Annotated in this window: 16 protein-coding genes; 8 read left to right on the forward strand and 8 right to left on the reverse strand. The window is 73.1% G+C overall.

Going from position 1 to position 18,192, the window contains the following annotated elements:
* Positions 1 to 7 precede the first annotated feature (7 nt).
* Both Q0967_RS00430 and Q0967_RS00435 read right to left on the reverse strand, forming a co-directional pair.
* Entirely contained in the window at positions 8 to 613 is a 606-nt protein-coding gene (locus tag Q0967_RS00430; RefSeq protein ID WP_298747946.1) for a response regulator transcription factor, read from the reverse strand.
* Positions 610 to 1,704, reverse strand: a complete 1,095-nt coding sequence (locus tag Q0967_RS00435; RefSeq protein ID WP_298747943.1) for a sensor histidine kinase — start codon at positions 1,702 to 1,704, stop codon at positions 610 to 612. Before Q0967_RS00435 ends, Q0967_RS00430 begins: the two co-directional genes overlap by 4 nt.
* A gap of 110 nt (positions 1,705 to 1,814) precedes the next feature.
* Between Q0967_RS00435 and Q0967_RS00440 the strand changes: the two genes are divergently transcribed.
* From Q0967_RS00440 to Q0967_RS00455, 4 genes are all read left to right on the forward strand, one after another.
* A complete protein-coding gene (locus Q0967_RS00440) occupies positions 1,815 to 3,227 on the forward strand; it encodes an HNH endonuclease signature motif containing protein (protein WP_298747940.1) in 1,413 nt (470 codons plus the stop codon).
* 103 nt (positions 3,228 to 3,330) lie between these two features.
* A complete protein-coding gene (locus Q0967_RS00445) occupies positions 3,331 to 4,365 on the forward strand; it encodes an LLM class flavin-dependent oxidoreductase (RefSeq protein WP_298747938.1) in 1,035 nt (344 codons plus the stop codon).
* A 92-nt stretch (positions 4,366 to 4,457) separates the two neighbouring features.
* Positions 4,458 to 5,792, forward strand: coding sequence for a VOC family protein (locus tag Q0967_RS00450; protein ID WP_298747935.1), 1,335 nt, complete (start codon positions 4,458 to 4,460; stop codon positions 5,790 to 5,792).
* Positions 5,793 to 5,816: 24 nt separating this feature from the next.
* Positions 5,817 to 6,626, forward strand: a complete 810-nt coding sequence (locus Q0967_RS00455) for a CPBP family intramembrane glutamic endopeptidase (RefSeq protein ID WP_298747932.1) — start codon at positions 5,817 to 5,819, stop codon at positions 6,624 to 6,626.
* Positions 6,627 to 6,635: 9 nt separating this feature from the next.
* On the opposite strand, the gene Q0967_RS00460 is transcribed toward Q0967_RS00455, so the two are convergent.
* Entirely contained in the window at positions 6,636 to 8,801 is a 2,166-nt protein-coding gene (locus tag Q0967_RS00460; protein WP_298747929.1) for an ATP-dependent DNA helicase RecQ, read from the reverse strand.
* 135 nt (positions 8,802 to 8,936) lie between these two features.
* Between Q0967_RS00460 and Q0967_RS00465 the strand changes: the two genes are divergently transcribed.
* Both Q0967_RS00465 and Q0967_RS00470 read left to right on the forward strand, forming a co-directional pair.
* Positions 8,937 to 9,650 carry an HAD family phosphatase gene (locus Q0967_RS00465; protein ID WP_298747926.1) on the forward strand — a complete coding sequence of 238 codons (714 nt, stop codon included), beginning with the start codon at positions 8,937 to 8,939 and terminating at the stop codon, positions 9,648 to 9,650.
* A 33-nt stretch (positions 9,651 to 9,683) separates the two neighbouring features.
* The gene (locus tag Q0967_RS00470; protein WP_299448793.1) at positions 9,684 to 12,275 is read left to right on the forward strand and encodes a glycoside hydrolase family 65 protein; all 2,592 of its coding nucleotides are present in this window, start codon (positions 9,684 to 9,686) and stop codon (positions 12,273 to 12,275) included.
* On the opposite strand, the gene Q0967_RS00475 is transcribed toward Q0967_RS00470, so the two are convergent.
* Complete coding sequence (locus Q0967_RS00475; protein WP_298747920.1) at positions 12,240 to 13,175, reverse strand: L-lactate dehydrogenase; 936 nt, start codon at positions 13,173 to 13,175, stop codon at positions 12,240 to 12,242. The genes Q0967_RS00470 and Q0967_RS00475 overlap by 36 nt on opposite strands.
* Positions 13,176 to 13,257: 82 nt before the next feature.
* Here Q0967_RS00475 and Q0967_RS00480 point away from each other — a divergent pair, with 82 nt between their 5' ends.
* Positions 13,258 to 13,884, forward strand: a complete 627-nt coding sequence (locus Q0967_RS00480) for a hypothetical protein (protein ID WP_298747918.1) — start codon at positions 13,258 to 13,260, stop codon at positions 13,882 to 13,884.
* A 38-nt stretch (positions 13,885 to 13,922) separates the two neighbouring features.
* On the opposite strand, the gene Q0967_RS00485 is transcribed toward Q0967_RS00480, so the two are convergent.
* Entirely contained in the window at positions 13,923 to 14,345 is a 423-nt protein-coding gene (locus Q0967_RS00485; RefSeq protein WP_298747916.1) for a LysM peptidoglycan-binding domain-containing protein, read from the reverse strand.
* A 256-nt stretch (positions 14,346 to 14,601) separates the two neighbouring features.
* Between Q0967_RS00485 and lexA the strand changes: the two genes are divergently transcribed.
* Complete coding sequence (gene lexA / locus Q0967_RS00490) at positions 14,602 to 15,327, forward strand: transcriptional repressor LexA (protein WP_298747913.1); 726 nt, start codon at positions 14,602 to 14,604, stop codon at positions 15,325 to 15,327.
* Between the two features lie 69 nt (positions 15,328 to 15,396).
* Here lexA and Q0967_RS00495 read toward each other — a convergent pair whose 3' ends face one another.
* The 3 genes from Q0967_RS00495 to Q0967_RS00505 all read right to left on the reverse strand — a co-directional run bounded on the left by Q0967_RS00495 (position 15,397) and on the right by Q0967_RS00505 (position 18,142).
* The gene (locus Q0967_RS00495; RefSeq protein WP_298747910.1) at positions 15,397 to 15,729 is read right to left on the reverse strand and encodes a PRC-barrel domain-containing protein; all 333 of its coding nucleotides are present in this window, start codon (positions 15,727 to 15,729) and stop codon (positions 15,397 to 15,399) included.
* A gap of 43 nt (positions 15,730 to 15,772) precedes the next feature.
* Positions 15,773 to 16,678 (reverse strand): NAD-dependent protein deacetylase, encoded by a 906-nt coding sequence (locus Q0967_RS00500; RefSeq protein ID WP_298747907.1) that lies wholly within the window; start codon positions 16,676 to 16,678, stop codon positions 15,773 to 15,775.
* A gap of 120 nt (positions 16,679 to 16,798) precedes the next feature.
* Positions 16,799 to 18,142: a patatin-like phospholipase family protein gene (locus Q0967_RS00505; RefSeq protein ID WP_298747904.1), complete on the reverse strand. Its 1,344-nt coding sequence runs from the start codon at positions 18,140 to 18,142 to the stop codon at positions 16,799 to 16,801.
* Positions 18,143 to 18,192 lie beyond the last annotated feature (50 nt).

Consider the following 18,192-nt stretch of genomic DNA (forward strand, 5'->3'; position numbering starts at 1 on the left):
GGCGGCCTCAGAGCCAGCCGCGGTCCTCGGCGAACTTCGCCGCCTCCACCCGGGTGGTGGTGCCTGTCTTCCCGATCGCGGAGGAGAGGTAGTTGCGCACCGTCCCGGGCGAGAGGTACAGCCGGCCGGCGATGACCTGGACGGGCGCGCCGTCCAGGGCGGCGCGCAAGGCCTCGCGCTCACGCTCGGTGAGCGGGTTGGGCCCACCGAGCAGCGACTCCGTCGCCAGCGCCGGGTCGACGACGCGGACCCCGGCGTGCACCCGCCGCACCGCCTCGGCCAGCTCGGGCGCGGGGGTGTCCTTCACGACGAAGCCGCTGGCCCCCGCGTCCATCGCCCGCCGCAGGTAGCCGGGTCTGCCGAACGTCGTCACCACCAGGCAGCGGGTCGGCATACCTCGCTCGCGCAGCTCCTCGAGGACACCGATGCCGTCGCGTCCTGGCATCTCGATGTCGAGCAGGCACACGTCGGGCGACGCGCTGCGCACCGCCTCCACGACCTCGTCCCCGCGTCCCACCTGCGCGACCACCTGCATGTCGCGCTCCAGGTCCAGGAGCGCCGCCAGCGCCCCCCGCACCAGGGCCTGGTCGTCCGCCAGCAGCAACCGGATCACCACCGCACCTCCAGAGCCGTCCCCGCGCCGTGCCGACCCGCACCGAGGCTCAGCTGCCCACCCGCCTGACGCACCCGTTCACCCGCACCGCACAGGCCGTTCCCCTCGACGACTCCCCCGCCCACACCGTCATCGACCACCCGCAGCGAGGACTCCCCGAGCTCCACGGTGCACCGGCTCGCGCCGCTGTGCCGCACCACGTTGGTCACCGCCTCCCGCAGGACCCAGGCCAGCGTGATGCGGTGCCGGGGGTCGACGTCGGTGACCGAGCCGCATACCTCTATCTCGATCCCGGCCCCCGCCAGGGCGACCCGCGCCGCCTCGAGCTCGTCCGCCAGGCGCGCCACCCGCAGCCCGCCGACGGTCGCGCGGATCTCCGCGAGCGCCTGCCGCGACAGGTCCTGCACCTCGGCGAGCTCCTGCTTCGCCGCCTGCGGGTCGACGTCGATGAGCCGCTGGGCCAGCTCGGTCTTGACCGTCACCACGGTGAGCGAGTGACCCAGCACGTCGTGGACGTCCCTCGCGACCCGTTCGCGCTCCTCGGTGAGGGCGAGCTGCCCCTCGACCTCACGCGCCGACTCCTGCCTCTCCTCGAGGTGGCGGGACAGCACGCTCGTCGCGAGCACGAGCAGGGCGATGCCCCAGAACATCACGGTGCGGGACAGTCCCCAGGCCACCGTGCTCGAGACGACACCCACCGCGAAGAGCGTCACCGAGGTCGTCCACATGGCGCGCCAGGGCAGGAAGAAGACCGGCACGGCCACGATGAACGGGAAGGCGGTGAGGGCGTTGGGGCCGATCAGCGCCGCCAGCACGAGGGCGGTGGCCACCATGGCGACCAGTCCGACCCGGCCACCACGGGCGGCGCGGGCGTACTCCCCGGCCGAGACGAGGTGCGTCGACAGACGCACGGTCATGACGTAGGCGACCATGAAGGCCGCGACGACCGCCGTCGCGGCCAGGCGCCAGACCATCGACCCGTCGGCGGTCCAGATGTAGGTGACGGGGAAGGCGAAGAACACGAGCCAGATCGCGCCGAACAGCCACCCCCAGCGGCCCCACGCGTCGGTGCCGGACTTCCTGGGGCTCATGCCTCCACTCTGCCACCGGGGTGGCCGCGTGGCCATGACGTCTGTCACCGGTGTCATCGGTGTCACCGCAGGTCAGCGGGTCTGTCGGTGGGGAGTGCTGGAGTGAGGGTATGGAGTACCTACCGGGGGGCGAGACGGGCGGCGCGGGTGCGTGGTCGCCCACCGCGAGCGCGCCGGCGGTCGCCGACGAGGACTGGGGCGAGGCGCTGGACGAGCTCGACGCTCTGGGCCTCGCGGACTACCAGGCCCTCATGGACGAGGTCGCGACCGTGCTCGGGGAGATGCACGGGCAGGACGGGCGGGGGTTGCCGGCAGAGGAGCTGGGGCGAGGCCTGGAGGGCGCCGCTCTCTCGCTGGGCCGCGCGAGCCTCGGACCCGACGAGGTCGTGACCGTGCAGGACGAGGAGCTGACCGGGGCGCTCGAAGCGGTCGGCCGGCTGCAGACCCGGCTGGGTGCCCTCGGTTTCCGGCTGGCCCAGCAGGCGGCCGCCCGGGGTCTGCACCAGGAGTCGGGGATGACGCTGGTGGATTGGCTGCGGGTGCGCTGCCCCTGGCTGAGCAGCCGGGACGCCGCACAGGTGATGTCGGTGGTCACGGCGTCGGAGGCACCCGCCGTAGCGCAGATCGGGGAGGCCGTCGCCAGCGGCGACGTGCCGCTGCACCGCGCGGCGACCGTGGCGCGGACGATGACGCGGCTCCAGGAGTCGCTCGACCCCGAGCAGCAGGAGTCCTACACCCGGATCGCGACCGCCGCCGCGGGCCGTCCCGAGGTGTCGGACAAGGACCTGTCCACCGTCTGCCACCGACTGCTGGAGGACCTGCTGCACGAAAAGGCCCCGGGTGAGCGGGAACGAGCCGCGATCGCCCTGCGCGGCGTCTCGTCCCGCAAGGTCGCGCCGGGGCTCACCCGCTTCACCATCGACGCCCCCGACGGCGCGGCCGCGACCCTCAGCGGCGTGCTCACCTCCCAGCTGGCGGCACCCGCTCCAGACGAGGCGACCCAGGAGCCGGACCCGCGGACGGCGACGCAGCGTCGCTTCGACGCCCTGCTGGCCGTGGTCAACCGGGGCATCAGCCGCCCGGGCGCGCCTCCCTCGACCGCCCGGGCCACCGTCATCCTCACCATCCCCTTCGACCCCGAGCGAGGCCTGCCGTCCGGACCCGCCACGACCGCAGACGGCGGCTACGTGCCACCGCGGCAGGCCTCCGAGGTGGCGTGCTCGGCCGAGCTCACCCCCGTGTGGATGGCTGCCGACGGTGAGCCCCTCGCGCTCGGGCACAAGGCCCGCTACGCCACCCCGTCGCAGTGGCTCGCGCTCGTGGCTCGGGACAAGGGCTGTAGCTATCCCGGTTGCAGCGCCCTCCCACAGTGGTGCGACAGCCACCACGTCGACTGGTGGAGCCGCGGTGGCGAGACCGATGTCAGCCGGATGGCGCTGCTCTGCGGGCGGCACCACACCGTCGTGCACCAGCACGACCTGAGCGCCTCGGTCGACGGCGGCACCGTGACCTGGCACGTCTGAGGCCCCCGCCCCGGAGCCGGCCTGCGTGGCTGGCTCCGACGCGAGCCCGTGTGCAGCCGCCGCTGTCCAGGCATACTCGCTCGGCGGACGCTGTTGAGCAGGTATGCCCACCTCTCGCATCCCGCTGTCCGTGCTCGACCTCGTGCCTCGCTCGCAGGGCATGACGGCCGCAACCGCCATCGAGGAGTCCGTCACCCTCGCCCGTGAGGTCGACGAGCTCGGCTACCGCCGGTTCTGGATGGCCGAGCACCACGGCTCCGAGGCGTTCATGTCCTCCGCCACCGCCCTGCTGCTCGGTCACGTGGCGCACGCGACCGATCGCATCCGGCTGGGGTCGGGCGGCGTGATGCTGCCCAACCACTCACCGCTCATGGTCGCCGAGTACTACGGGACACTCGCCACCATCCACGGCGACCGCTTCGACCTCGGACTGGGGCGTGCTCCGGGCACTGATCCGATGACGGCTGCCGCGCTGTCGCGCTCGAGCGGCCACCTGCCGGACTTCGCCTCGGAGGTCGCGGACCTGCAGGGTTACCTGGGAGCTCCCCGGTCCGGAGCGAGGGTGCGTGCCCTCCCCGGCGAGGGCACCGAGGTGCCGCTGTGGATGCTCGGCTCCTCGACCGGCGGCGCCCAGGTGGCGGCTGCGCTCGGACTTCCCTTCTCCTTCGCGTCCCACTTCGCCCCCGACCAGCTGCGGGAGGCGCTGGCGATCTACCGCGACCGGTTCCGTGCCGACGCCGCGACCGCCCAGGTCGACCGTCCCACCACCATGGCTGGTGTCAACGTGCTGGTGGCGCCCACCCAGGAGGAGGCCGACCACCTCTTCACGACGGCGCAGCTCATGGCCATCCGCATCCGCTCCGGCCAGCCGGCACCGCTCGACCCGCCGGTCGACAGCCTGGCCAGCGTCGTGCCGACCGAGCTGCTCCCCCTGGCCGACGCGCACCAGTCCGTCCGGATGGTCGGCACCCCGGACACGGTGGTCGAGCAGCTCGAGAGCTTCGCCACGGCCCACGAGCTGGACGAGCTCATCGTCACCACCTACACCTACGACCCGCAGATGCGCCGCCGGAGCTACCGGATGCTGGCCGACGCCTGGGGTATGCCGTCCGCCTCCCCCGTGGAGATGGCCTCCTGAGCCCACCGGCCCCGAACGTCGCGGACGCCCCCTGTCCCGCAGACCGGTCGTCGTCCTGACGCAGCCGGTCCGGCGGTGGCAGCCTGGGCCCCATGGCACCGAGCACACCGTCCACGACCAGCACGGACTTCCAGGACCAGCGCGGCACGGACGACTGGCGTGTCCTCGGCCGGGGGGCCTCTGCGTGGTTCGCCGCCAGGTCGCACTCCGACGCGGCGCTGCTGTCCCGTGCGGTGGCCGAGCTCTGCGGGGGCGCTGAGACCGCAGCGCCCGACCTGGACGTCCGCTCCACCGGCGTCCGGGTCCGACTCCGCGCTGACGCCGGGGCGACCGCCGCCCATGCTGGTCTCGCGAGCGCCATCTCGGACGCCGCCCGTCGGCTCGGTCTGGAGCCACGACCCGGCGCCCTCCAGGAGCTGGGCCTGGTGGTCGACACCCAGCGACGCGAGCCCGTGACGGCGTTCTGGGAGTCCGCGCTGGGATATGTGCGCGACGGCCAGGACGCTCTGGCCGACCCGCTGCGTCGCCACCCCGCACTGCGGCTCCAGCAGATGGACACCCCACGACCGCTGCGCAACCGGCTGCACCTGGACTCCGTCGCAGCCCAACCGGTCGCCGCCGGCACGGTGGACCGTCTCGCCTCGGCAGGTGCGGACGCGGCGCACCACGGCTACTACGCGACCGTCGCGGACGCCGAGGGCAACGAGGTCGACCTCCTGCCCCTGCCCGCCGACTCCGACCGCTGGGACGCGCCGGACACCGACGACTGGCGGCTCGTCTTCTCCGCCGTCGCCGTCTACCCCACCGACACGCTCGAGCAGGCGACCCGTCTGGTGACGATCGCCGCCGAGATCGCCGACCGGGCCGGGCTCCCGCTGCTGCTCGACGTGCGCGACCCCGGACCGGCGGGACACCGCGCCAGCGGTGCCACGGAGACGGTCGTGGTCCTCGACACGGGCAAGGACCGCTGGGAGATGGACGAGGGCTACGTCCCGCTCTGCCAGCGGGTCCAGCGCGAGGCGCGGTCGCTCGGGCTCACGGCCGCGCCCGATCGGGCGAGGTTCGTCCAGGTCGGCATCGATGCCGCCGACGTGCCGGCGACACGTGCCTTCTGGCAGGAGGTCCTGGGTTACGACGCCGACCCCCGCAGCGGCGTCACCGACATCATCGACCCGCGGCGCCTCGGCCCCGTCCTCTTCTTCCAGCCCCTGGATCCCGAGGAGACCGAGCGTCGCTCCCAGCGCAACCGTCTCCACCTCGACCTGGTCGTGCCTCACGACGTGGCCGACGCCACGGTGAGGACGGCCCGGCACGCCGGCGGCACCGTCCTGCGCGACGACAGCCCGACCCGGTGGACCCTGGCCGATCCCGAGGGCAACGAGATCGACATCCTGGCCGGCGCGGCGAGGGAGCAGGACCTGGTCTGAGCTGCGCACCGGCACAATGGACCGGTGCCCACCCCGCTCGACGCCTCCCGCAGTCCGCGCACCCTGCTCCCGGCAGCGGGGGTGTCCGTCTCGGCGCTGCTGCTCTTCGGGCTGCACCTCCCGTGGGCCGGCTACGCGCTGCTCGTCGCGAGCCTGGCCGCGGCCTTCGTCCTCCACCGCCCGCTCTTCCGTGACCTGCTGCTCATCGGCCTGGGCATCGGCATCGTCTCGACGACCTCGGTCGAGGCGGACATCAGCTGGGACCGCTTCTTCCTCCTGGGCGCGGTCCTGACCGCCGCGGTCGTCGCACCGGTCCTCGTCGACCGATTCGTCTATCGGCGGCAGGCGATCACCTTCCCGTGGATCACCCGACGCCGGTGGACGCGGTTGCAGTGGGCCTACGTCGTGGCCGTCCCCGTGCTCGGCTACCTCATCCTGCCGGCCTACTTCATCCACTCCGGCAGCTACCAGAACTGGCCGCCCATCCAGACCCCCAGCGAGTTCGGCCGGTTCTTCGTCGGGGTCAACGCCGTAGGTCTCTGGGACGAGCTCTTCTTCATGTGCATCTGCTTCGCCCTGCTACGTCGGCACTTCCCGCTGTGGACGGCCAACGTCCTGCAGGCGACGATCTTCGTGTCCTTCCTGTGGGAGCTCGGCTACCGCTCCTGGGGTCCCCTGCTGACGATCCCCTTCGCCCTGCTGCAGGGCTACATCTTCACCCGCACCAAGTCGCTGACGTATGTCGTCATCATCCACCTGCTCTTCGACGCGGTGGTGTTCCTCGCGATCGTGCACGCGCACGACCGCAGCATCTTCCCGTTCTTCATCTACTGAGCCGACCCCTCAGCCGTCGATCGCCAGCGCGAGCGGCAGCACCGCCTCGGCCCCCGCCCGGCGCAGCGCCCGCGCCGCCACCGTGATCGTCCAGCGCGAGTCCACCACGTCGTCGACGAGGAGCACCGGCCCGCGGGCACCCTGCAGTGCGGTGGCCAGCTCGGGGCCGACGACCACGCGGTCCCACACGTTGGCGAGGCGGAAGGCGCTGTTGCCCCCGGGCTCGCCCACCGGGCCCCCGTGGGCCAGGTCGAGGGCACCCAGCAGGGGGAGCCTCCCGATCTGGCTGATCTGCTCGGCCAGCGAGCCCACGACCGCCGGCCGGCGACGCGAGGGCATGGCCACGACCCCCACCGGTCTGCTGGTCCACCCCCAGCCCGCGAGCACCTGCACGACCGCTCGGACGACGTCGTCCGGCACCGGCTGCCCGGGTGCCATCTCCTGGTCCGGGTCGTCGGGGTCGGCGACCCTCGAGGTCCCCGCGTCGAGCACGGCTCGCAGCCGCTGGCCCCATCCCAGGTCCGAGAGCCGGGCCAGCGCCCGACCTGGGCCGGCCTGCTCCTCCGGGGCGATCTTGCCCTTGACGTCGACGCCGAGCCGCGGCATACCGGTCGGCCACTGACCTCGCGGCTCGACGAGCACCCCGACGGCTCCCAGTCGTTCGCGCGCAGCCCCGACGGCCTCCGTCGGTACCTCCTCGGGGAACCACGGCCCCGCGCACCGGTCGCAGCGCCCGCAGGGTTCGGCACTGCGGTCGTCGAGGCACTCCTGCAGGAACTCCATCCGGCACCGGTCGCCCTGCTGGTAGGCGACCATGAGCTCGGCCTCGCGCACCCGCGCCTCCGCGACCCTGGTGTACCGCTCACGGTCGTAGACCCAGGGCTCGCCGGTCGCCGACCATCCCCCACGGACCTTCTCCACCGCACCGTCGACGTCCAGCACCTTGAGCAGCAGCTCCAGACGGGTGCGCCGCACGTCGACGATCGTCTCCAGCGCGGGCGTCGACAAGGGACGGTCGCTGTCCCCCAACGCGGTGAGCACGGCGTCGGCCTGGTCCTGACGGGGCATCGACACGGTCGCGAAGTAGTTCCAGATGTCGCGGTCCTCCGACCCTGGGAGGAGCAGCACGTCGGCACGGTCCGTGGCGCGCCCGGCACGACCGACCTGCTGGTAGTAGGCCACCGGCGAGCTGGGCGCCCCGAGATGCACCACGAAGCCGAGGTCCGGCTTGTCGAACCCCATGCCCAGGGCGCTCGTCGCGACCAGGGCCTTGACCCGGTTCTCCCGCAGGGCCCCCTCCAGCCGTTCACGGTCCTCGGTGTCGGTGCGGCCGGTGTAGGCAGCCACCTCGTGCCCGGCGGCGGCGAGCGCCTCGGCGACGTCCTCGGCGGCGGACACGGTGAGGCAGTAGATGATGCCGCTGCCGGGCAGGCTCTCGAGATGGGCCAGCAACCACCCCAGCCGCTGCTCCGGGGTGAGCCTGGGCAGCACCCCCAGGCGCAGGGAGGACCGCGCGAGCGGCCCCCGGATGGTCCGCACCTCGCGACCACCCACCCCGAGCTGCTCGACCACGTCGCCGACCACCCGCTCGTTGGCCGTCGCCGTGGTCGCGAGGACGGGCGTGTCCGGGGCCAGCGCGTCGAGCAGCGTGCGGATCCGGCGGTAGTCGGGGCGGAAGTCGTGACCCCAGTCGCTGATGCAGTGGGCCTCGTCGACGACGAGCAGCCCGCAGCGGGCGGCGAGGTCGGGCAGCTGCTCCTCCCGGAAGCGCGGGTTGTTGAGCCGCTCCGGGCTCACCAGCAGCACGTCCACCTCGTCGGCGGCGAGCGCCGCCCGCACCTCGTCCCACTCGGTGGCGTTGGCCGAGTTCATCGTCACCGCGCGCACCCCGGCCCTCCCCGCGGCGGCGATCTGGTCACGCATCAGCGCCAGCAGCGGGGACACGATGACGGTCGGCCCGGCCCCCTCCGCCCGCCGCAGCGCGGTCGCCACGAAGTAGACCGCCGACTTGCCCCAGCCCGTCCGCTGCACCACGAGCACCCGCGCCCGCTCGCGCACCAGCGCCTCGACCGCCTCCAGCTGCCCGTCCCGGAACTGCGCGTCGTCCCGGCCCACGAGTCGCCGCAGAGCCTCCTGCGCCGCCGTCGCCAGCTCCTGCCCGCTCACCTGATGCATACCCCGACCGTAGCCGCGACCACCCACACCCCCACGCGCGCACCGGCGGGCCGGAGCGGGGCCCTCGACGACCTTCCCGAGCCAGCTCGTCCCGCACCCCCCGCCGGAGGCCCCTGGACCACTAAGGTGACGTGCGTGAACTGGGACCCGGTGACCGCTGTCCTCTTCGACCTCGACGGGGTGCTGACCCCGACCGCCGACGTGCACATGCGCGCGTGGGAGACGATGTTCACCCGCGTCCTGGACCAGCAGCCCACGCCCCAGGAGCCCTACACTGACCAGGACTACTACGCCTACATCGACGGCAAACCGCGCTACGACGGCGTGCAGTCCTTCCTCGACGCCCGCGGGATCGACCTCCCCTACGGCCAGCCCTCCGACCCACCCGAGCTGGCGAGCGTCTGCGGCCTGGGCAACCGCAAGAACGAGATCTTCAACGAGGTGCTCGCCGAGCGGGGCATCCGGGCCTACCCGGGGTCGCTGCGTCTGCTCGACGCCCTGGAGGAGCGCGGCATCGCGATGGCCGTCGTCTCCTCCTCCAAGAACGCCCCCTCGGTGCTCGCCGCGGCGGGCATCGCCGAGCGCTTCCCGGTCGTCGTCGACGGTTCGGTCGCCACCCGCGAGCGGTTGCCCGGCAAGCCGAACCCCGACACCTTCCTGTATGCCGCGTCCGAGCTCGGCCACGAACCCGCCACCTGCGTGGTGGTCGAGGACGCCGTGTCCGGGGTGCAGGCCGGCGCGGCCGGCGGGTTCGCCCGGGTCATCGGGGTCGACCGGGGTGCCGGTCGCTCGGTGCTGCGCGACGCCGGCGCCGACGAGGTCGTGTCCGACCTCGCCGACCTCGTCTGACCAGCCGCCCGCACGTCCGAGAGGAGACGCCCGATGGCGACCATGTCGCACCACCGTCCGCCGGCCCCCATCGACCCGCTCGACCGCACCCGCTTTCCCGCCGACCCGTGGCAGCTGCGGGAGACCGCCTACGAGGACGGGGACCTGGGGGTCACCGAGACCCTCTTCGCCACCTCCAACGGCTACCTCGGCCTGCGCGGCAACGTCGAGGAGGGTCGGGACACCCACGCGCACGGCACCTTCGTCAACGGCTTCCACGAGACCTGGCCGATCCGGCACGCCGAGGAGGCCTTCGGTCTGGCCCGGGTCGGGCAGACCATCGTCAACGTGCCGGACCCCAAGACGATCAAGCTCTACGTCGACGACGAGCCGCTGCTGCTGTCCACGGCCGACCTGGACCACTACGAGCGCACCCTCGACTTCCGCGCGGGCCTGCTGCGCCGCTCGGTCGTCTGGCGCACCAGCGCCGGCAAGCGGGTGAAGATCACCTCCACGCGCATGACCGGCGTGGTGGAGCGCCATCTCGCCGTCATGACCTTCGAGGTCGAGATGCTCGACGGGCACGCGGCGCTCGACATCTCCAGCCAGATCCTCAACCGCCAGGACGGCTCGGACGAGTACCACGTCACGAGCGCGGCCATGGGTGAGGGCGTGGACCCCCGCCAGGCGGAGGCCTTCGAGCACCGGGTGCTCGACCCGGTCCTGGCCGAGGTGCGTGACCGACGCCTCCTGCTGGGCTACCGCTGCCACAACTCGGGGATGACGATCGCCACCCTGGCGCAGCACGTCGTCGAGACCGACAACACCTGGACGGAGAAGCTCAGCGTCGGCGACGACCTCGCCAAGCACGTCGTCCGCGTGGAGGCCCGGGAGGGCCGGCCGGTGCGGATCGAGAAGCTGGTGAGCGTGCACACCTCCCGGGGGGTGCCGCCGGAGGAGCTCGCCGACCGGTGCTCGCGGACCCTCGACCGGGCCGCCGACCGGGGCGTGGCGGTGCTGCAGCAGGAGCAGGCGCAGGTGTGGGCCCGCTTCTGGGACGAGTCCGACGTCGAGCTGCCCGACCAGCCCGCGCTGCAGCAGGCCGTCCGGTGGAACCTCTTCCAGCTCGGCCAGGCCTCGATCCGCGCCGGGTCGCACGGCATCCCCGCCAAGGGCCTCACCGGCTCCGGCTACGGCGGGCACTACTTCTGGGACACCGAGTGCTACGTCCTGCCCTTCCTCGTCTACACCCACCCCCAGGCGGCGCGCAACGCCCTGCGCTTCCGGCACGGCATGCTCGAGGCCGCCCGGCGGCGGGCGGCGGAGATGGCCCAGTACGGCGCCCTCTTCCCCTGGCGCACCATCAACGGGGAGGAGGCATCCGCCTACTTCGCGGCCGGGACGGCGCAGTACCACATCAACGCCGACGTGGCCTACGCGCTGATGAAGTACGCGCGGGCCACCGGCGACGACCAGTTCCTCCTCGACCAGGGTGTCGACATGCTCGTCGAGACCGCGCGTCTGTGGGCGGACCTGGGGTTCTGGCAGACCAACGGCACCCGGCAGTTCCACATCCACGCGGTGACCGGCCCGGACGAGTACACGACGATCGTCAACGACAACCTGTTCACCAACGTCATGGCGCAGCTCAACCTGCGCGCGGCGGTGGAGGCGGTCCGCCGCCTGCGCGTCGCCGACCCGGCCCAGTTCGCCCGCGCCGTCGCCCGGCTGGACCTGGGCGAGCACGAGGTCGACTCGTGGCAGCGGGCGGCGGACGGCATGCACATCCCCTTCGACGAGGCGACCGGCGTCCACCCCCAGGACAGCCACTTCCTCGAGCGGGAGGTGTGGGACCTCGACGCGACCCCCGCGGACAAGCGGCCGCTGCTGCTGAACTACCACCCGCTGGTGATCTACCGCTACCAGGTGCTCAAGCAGGCCGACGTCGTCCTCGCGCTCTACCTCGCCGGGGACGCCTTCACCGCCGCGGAGAAGCTCACGGACTTCGCCTACTACGACCCGATCACCACGGGTGACTCGACGCTCTCCGCCGTCGTGCAGTCCATCGTCGCGGCCGAGGTCGGCTACCACGACCTCGCGCTGCGCTACTTCTACGCCGCCCTGTTCGTCGACCTGGACGACCGCCACGGCAACGCCAGCGACGGGGTCCACGTCGCCTCCACGGGAGGCGTCTGGAGCGCGCTGGTCGCCGGGTTCGGCGGGATGCGCGACCACGGCGGCCTCCTGTCGCTGGACCCGCGGCTGCCGACCTCCTGGTCCGGCCTGACATGGCGTATGCGGTGGCACGGCACGCGGCTGCGGATCACCGTCGAGCAGGAGCAGGTCCGCCTGGCGGTCGAGGTCGGCGGGCCGGTCAGGCTCGAGGTCCGCGGCAAGGAGGTGGAGGTCGGCGACCAGGAGCTCACGGTCGTGCTCGACGGCCACGGGTCGCGCCGGGACGGCGCGCCCACCTCGGAGGCGGCGTCCGGCGGCAGCATCCCGACCGACCGGCGCAGGGGTATGCCGGGACGCCCCAGCGGCGTGGTCCCGCACAGCTGGCCCGAGGAGCAGTGGGAGTCCACCGGCGCGGTGCCGCGCGCGGGAGCCGGGTCAGAAGCCGAGCCGCCTCGCCGCGGCGCGCAGTGAGTCGGCGCCGGCGCGCAGCCCGCCGAGCTCGTCCTCGGACAGGGTCGGCGCGAGCGGACGCCCCGCGCCGCCGGCGCCCACGACCGTCGGGATCGACAGGCAGACGTCGTCCAGCCCGAGCGTCCCGGACAGCAGGGTCGAGACCGGCAGGACCTGCCGCTCGTCGCGCAGCACCGACTCGATGATCCGGCTGGCGGAGGCGCCGATCGCGTAGTTGGTCGCCCCCTTGCCGGCGATGATCTCGTAGGCCGCGTGCACCACGTCGTGCGCCATCTGCTCGCGCTGCTCCTCGGTGGTCAGCTCGGTGACGGGCACCGCACCGACCGTCGCGCTGCTCCACAGCGGGATCTCGGAGTCCCCGTGCTCGCCGACGATGTAGGCGTGGACGCTCTGGACCGCGACCCCGCAGGCGTGCGCCACCAGACCCCGCAGCCGGGCGGAGTCCAGGACCGTGCCCGAGCCGAACAACCGCGCAGGAGGGAGGTCGGTGACCTTCTGCGCCACGTAGGTGATGACGTCCACGGGGTTGGTCACCATCAGGAAGGTCGCCTGCGGCGCCACCTGCACGAGCCGCGGCATGAGGTCGACCATGAGCCGGGTCGTGGACGCCGCGAGGTCCAGGCGGCTCTGACCCGCCTGCTGCTTGGCCCCTGCCGTGACGGCGACGACATCGGCATCGGCGCACACGGCGATGTCGTCGGAGCCGTCGACGTGCGCGGCCGGCATGAACTGCAGTCCCTGCCGCAGGTCGAGGGTCTCGGCCCTGACCTTCCCTGCGTCGATGTCGTGGAGGACGACGTGCCGGGCCACGCCCCGCAGGAGCAGTGCGTAGGCGAGCGTCGTGCCGACCGACCCCGCTCCGACGATGGCGACCTTGGGTCCCGAGATGGTGTCCGTCACCCGCTCATCATGGCAGCCCCCCGGCGCGGCCCTCACGACGAGGGATTGGCCCTCCCGCCCGGCGTGTGGTCGACTGGACGGCATGAGCGAGCCCACAGACCTCCCCTTCCAGGACGACGAGCACCGCCCGGAATCCATCTACGAGGGCGAGCGTCCGGGCGAGAACGGCGCGGGACGCGGTCACGGCGCCGAGGCGGGCGAGGCCGGTCGCAGCGGCCAGGACGTCGACCAGTCGCTGACCCCGGGCACCACGCGACTGGGCCGGCTCGGCGAGCCGGAGGAGACGGAGACGGACGTGCTCGCGGCCCGGGTGACCGGCCCGGAGGACCACGACGGGATGACCCAGCTGTGGCGCGCCACCATGGGCCTAGGCCACTGGTGGTTCGTCGCCGTCGGCGAGACGGGTGCCGAGTCCCCCGCGGCCGCCCAGATCGACGGGCAGATGATGCTGCTGACCTTCACCAGCGCCGAGCGCGCCCGGCACTTCGCGGTGCAGAACGAGATGGTCGGCCCGGACGAGGACCTGCGCGCGATCGCCCTCACTCCGCGCGAGCTCGTCGACTCCTCCTCGACCTATGCGGACGCCGGCATCGCCGGTCTGATGTTCGACCCCCACCTGTCGGGCTACTTCATCCCCACCGACCAGCTCCCCGTCGTGTGGGACGCCGTGAACACCACCACCGACGCCCCGGACGACCAGACCTCCTGACCGCTCCGCCCCCGTGGCCGCCGTGCGCTGACCGGGCCTCAGTGGCCGGGGATCACCAGCTCCTGGCCGGCGGCGATCGAGGTGGTGCTGAGGCTGTTGGCGCGCTGGATGGCCGTCACGGCCCGGCTCAGCGGCAGCTCGGGCAGCTGCTCGCTCGCGATCTGGCTCAGGGTCTCTCCCCGCTCGACGGTCACGGAGGTGCTGGCACCCGCCGGTCCCAGCAGACCGACCATCGACCAGATGACCGCCGCGAGGACGAGCCCGGTGGTGGCCGTGACGGCCAGCCGACCACGGCGGGTCAGGTGCAGCCGGCCCGCGCGCAGACGCCGCCGTGCCGCCCTGGACGGGCGTCGGTCGTCCTCACCGACCAGCCGCAGGTGGGTGGGCCGGCGGGGCGCCACGCCGGCGGGGCCGGACCCGGGCAGCGGGCTCAGGATGTCGTGTGCGATGGCGGTGCTCATGATGTTCACCTTCCTCGGGGCGGTGCCATGCGGACAGGTGTCCGATAGCACGTCTGTCCTATTGATAGCACACCTGTCGGGCGACGTCGACACGCCGACCGAACACATGTTTGTCTGCGCCTGTCGGCGGGCGTACGCTGATCTCATGTCAGGAACTCAAGCACCCACCACTGACATACCCTCTGACCAGCGATGATGCGCGCGGCAGGTGTGCCGCGACGGTCAGCAGGGTGGGCCCGGACGAGGGATGGAGACCATGGCCACGATTCACGAGATGCCGGACCGCGACGGCGGCGCCGAGCTGACGAACCGTCAGCGACGCGTCCTCGACGTCATCCGCGACGCGGTGGACCAGCGGGGGTATCCGCCAAGCCTGCGTGAGATCGGCGACGCCGTGGGCCTGACCTCACCGAGCTCCGTGGCCCACCAGCTCAAGACCCTGGAGCGCAAGGGGTTCCTGCGCCGCGACCCGCACCGCCCCCGCGCGATCGAGGTGGTCACCCCCGGCCAGGAGGGCACCGGCTACCGCCGCAGCGAGCAAGACGCCGCGCTCGGCCCGGTCTCCAGCGAGACGATCGACGAGACCGGGATCAACGACGCCCGCCCGCAGCCCTCCTACGTCCCCATGGTCGGGCGCATCGCGGCCGGTGGTCCGATCCTGGCCGAGGAGGCGGTCGAGGACGTCTTCCCGCTCCCCCGCCAGATCGTCGGGGACGGCGAGCTGTTCCTGCTCAAGGTGGTGGGTGACTCGATGATCGACGCCGCCATCTGCGACGGGGACTGGGTCGTCGTCCGTCGGCAGCCGACCGCGGTCAACGGCGAGATCGTCGCCGCCATGCTGGACAACGAGGCGACCGTCAAGACCTACCGCCACCGGGACGGCAAGACCTGGCTCATCCCCCACAACCCCGCCTACGAGCCGATCGACGGCGACCACGCCGTCGTCCTGGGCAAGGTGACGGCGGTGCTCCGCCGGGTCTGACCCGGCTCCCCCAGACCGCGGCACCGCCCCTCGTCCCCTCCATCCTCGTCGGGGGGTGGTGCCGCATCCTCACCCCGACGGGGCAGGGCCCTCGTCGATGGCGTAGTAGTCGTAGAGCTGCTCCTCCTCGTCCTCGGTCAGGTGCCCGTCGCAGGGGATGTCCGGGGCGTCCTTGATCATCTCGACGGGGTAGGGCACCTCGATGTGCCCGTCCCTGATGACGGCGTTCGACACGGGGCAGAGGATCTTGCGCCCCCCGAACCACCCGGTCCGCACCGACACCCACGCCGGCTCGCCGGTCCCGTTGTCCAGGTAGACCTGGTCGAGCCCACCCACCTTGTGGCCGTCCTGGTCGACGACCTCTGCGTCATACATCTCACCCAGCTGCTCGTAGGTGACCACTGGTGACCTCCTCGTCGCGGCCCGGTTGGCCGATGACCCCAGCCTAGCCACCGAGGTCGGCGACGAGCGCGGGCAGCACGTCCCCCACCAGCGCGTCGAGCCGGAGGGTGGTCTCGGCGTCGCCCCGCGTGGAGCCGCGGGTGACGACGGCGACGGGTATGCCGTCGCGCGCGGCCCGGCGCACGAACCGGTAGCCGCTCATCACCTGCAGCGAGGAGCCGAGCACGAGGAGCGCGCTCGCGCCCTCGACCAGGCTGAACGCCCGCTCGACGACGTCCTTGGCGACGGAGCCACCGAAGAAGACCACGTCCGGCTTGAGGCGGTCCCCTCCGCACACGAGGCATCGCGGCGTGCGGAAGCCGCTGACCAGCGCCTCGGGGAGGGCGACGTCGCCGTCCGGCCGCACCTGCGCGGGGCCGTCGAGACCGGTCAGGAGGTCGGGGTTGGCGTCGACCAGCCACTGCTGCACGAGGTCCCGCGAGGTCTGCTCGCCGCAGTCGAGGCAGGTGACCGCCGCCAGGGTGCCGTGCAGCTCCAGCACGCGTCGGCTGCCGGCCCGCTGGTGGAGTCCGTCGACGTTCTGGGTGATGACGTGGCGCAGCAGCCCCAGGCGCTCCAGGTCGGCGACCGCGCGGTGGGCGGCGTTCGGCTCCGCCGCCGCGAACCTCCCCCACCCGGCGAAGGCGCGCGCCCAGTACCGCTGCCGACCCTCGGCGGACGTGACGAACTCGCCGTGCTGCATGGGCTGCACCCGCCGTGTCCCGTCGGGACCGCGGTAGTCCGGGATGCCGCTGGCCGTCGACATCCCGGCGCCGGTGAGGACCACGACGTCCCCGTCCGCGAGCAGCTCCCGCAGCTCCCCGAACGCGAGCGGGTCGACCGGCGTGGGGGGTGGCAGCGTCCGGGCCAGGTCGAGCGGGCCCACCACGCTCACGACGACCCGACCCACGGTGCGGCCCGTCCGGACACGGGCACAGGGCGGCCGCGGGGGGCGGCTGGTGCGGGTGCGGGACGCGTCGACATGGTGGGTCCATCCTGCCAGCCGCACGTCCGCACGGCTCGCGGGAACCTACCGCCGGCCCAGGGCGGTGACCCGCCCCGAGCCCCGCAACGCGGTCACCACCTCGGAGGGGCCGGCGACCTGAGGATGCGGAGGACGCGACGGTGCGTCCAGGCGCACCGACCCCGGGCTGTGGCGCCGCAGGGAGGCGTCGGCGACGAGGTAGCCGTGCCGCTCGAGCACCATCTGCTCGCCGGCGCTGAAGGCGTCGAGGTCGGTCCGCACCTGGTGGATCGCGCCGAGCGCCTCGGGCGCGCGCCCCTGCGGCCACCTCGCCCCGAGGGCTCGCCCGGACGCCCCCACCAGGTCGCCGGGCGACTCCAGGGACCAGGTGGCCCCGGCCAGCGTGCCCCGCGCGAAGCCCGCGTGCAGCCACCGCAGGCGCGCGGTCTGCCCGCCGCTGGAGGCGATGGACAGCAGACGCCACAGGCGGGAGAGCAACGAGCCCGGGGGGCGGCCACGGAAGACCGCGCCGCCGTCGCTGACCAGCACGCTGTCGTGGTCGGACCAGACCGGCTCGAGGGCCAGGTTGTCGTAGACCCCGCCGTCCACCAGCTGGATCCGCCTCCGGATCGCCGCCCGGACGTCCTCGGGCTCGTCCGGGTCGGGCGCACCGCCCACGAGGCCGAGCTCGTCGCCGTCGAGCTCCAGCGGCGCGAAGAACGGGGGGTAGGCGCAGGAGGCCGCGACCGCGTCGACGATGCGCAACCCCGGCGGCGGGGCGCAGTGGCCGAGCCGGTGGTCCCCCATCCGTCCGCGTGGCCCGACCGAGAAGGGATCGGCGAAGACCCAGGACACGCCGTAGCCGATCTCGGTGGCGCCGGTGAGCACGACGGGACCACGGCTGCGCGCGTGCTCCCGCAGGTCCGTACCCCACCACGGGACGGCCTCCTCCAGCCCGTCGGCGAGCACCCCCACGCTCGCGTCCGGTCGACCCCAGCCCCGGGGCCGGACCCGCGACAGCAGCGCGGGGGTGCGCAGGTTGCGCCGGGTGAGGTCGAGCAGCGGCGCGACGACCAGCTCCTCCAGACCGCCGACCCGGCCGGGCCCTCGCCGGGGGTCGGGCCACTCCAGGTCCGGGTGCGTGAGCAGGTTGGCCAGCACAGCACCTCCGGACACCGCACTGATGGTGCGCAACGACCCCAGGACGCCGAGCTCGTCGAGGCGTCGGACGGCGCCGAGATGGAACAACGACGCCCGGAAGCCCCCACCGGAGAGACACAGGGCGCTCCCGTGCCGGGGTCGCAGGGCCGACGGCCCGTGGTGGGCGGTGGCCCGGGCGGCTTCGAGCTGGGCGAGGGTCGGGTCACCCGGTGGGGGCGACGGGGGCACGTGGTGGTGCGCGGCAGGCACGTGCCCAGCACACCGCCGGCGGATGACCGGAGCATGAACGTGGCCGGTGG

Source organism: uncultured Serinicoccus sp. (genome assembly GCF_947500995.1).
Classification (GTDB): Bacteria; Actinomycetota; Actinomycetes; order Actinomycetales; family Dermatophilaceae; genus Ornithinicoccus.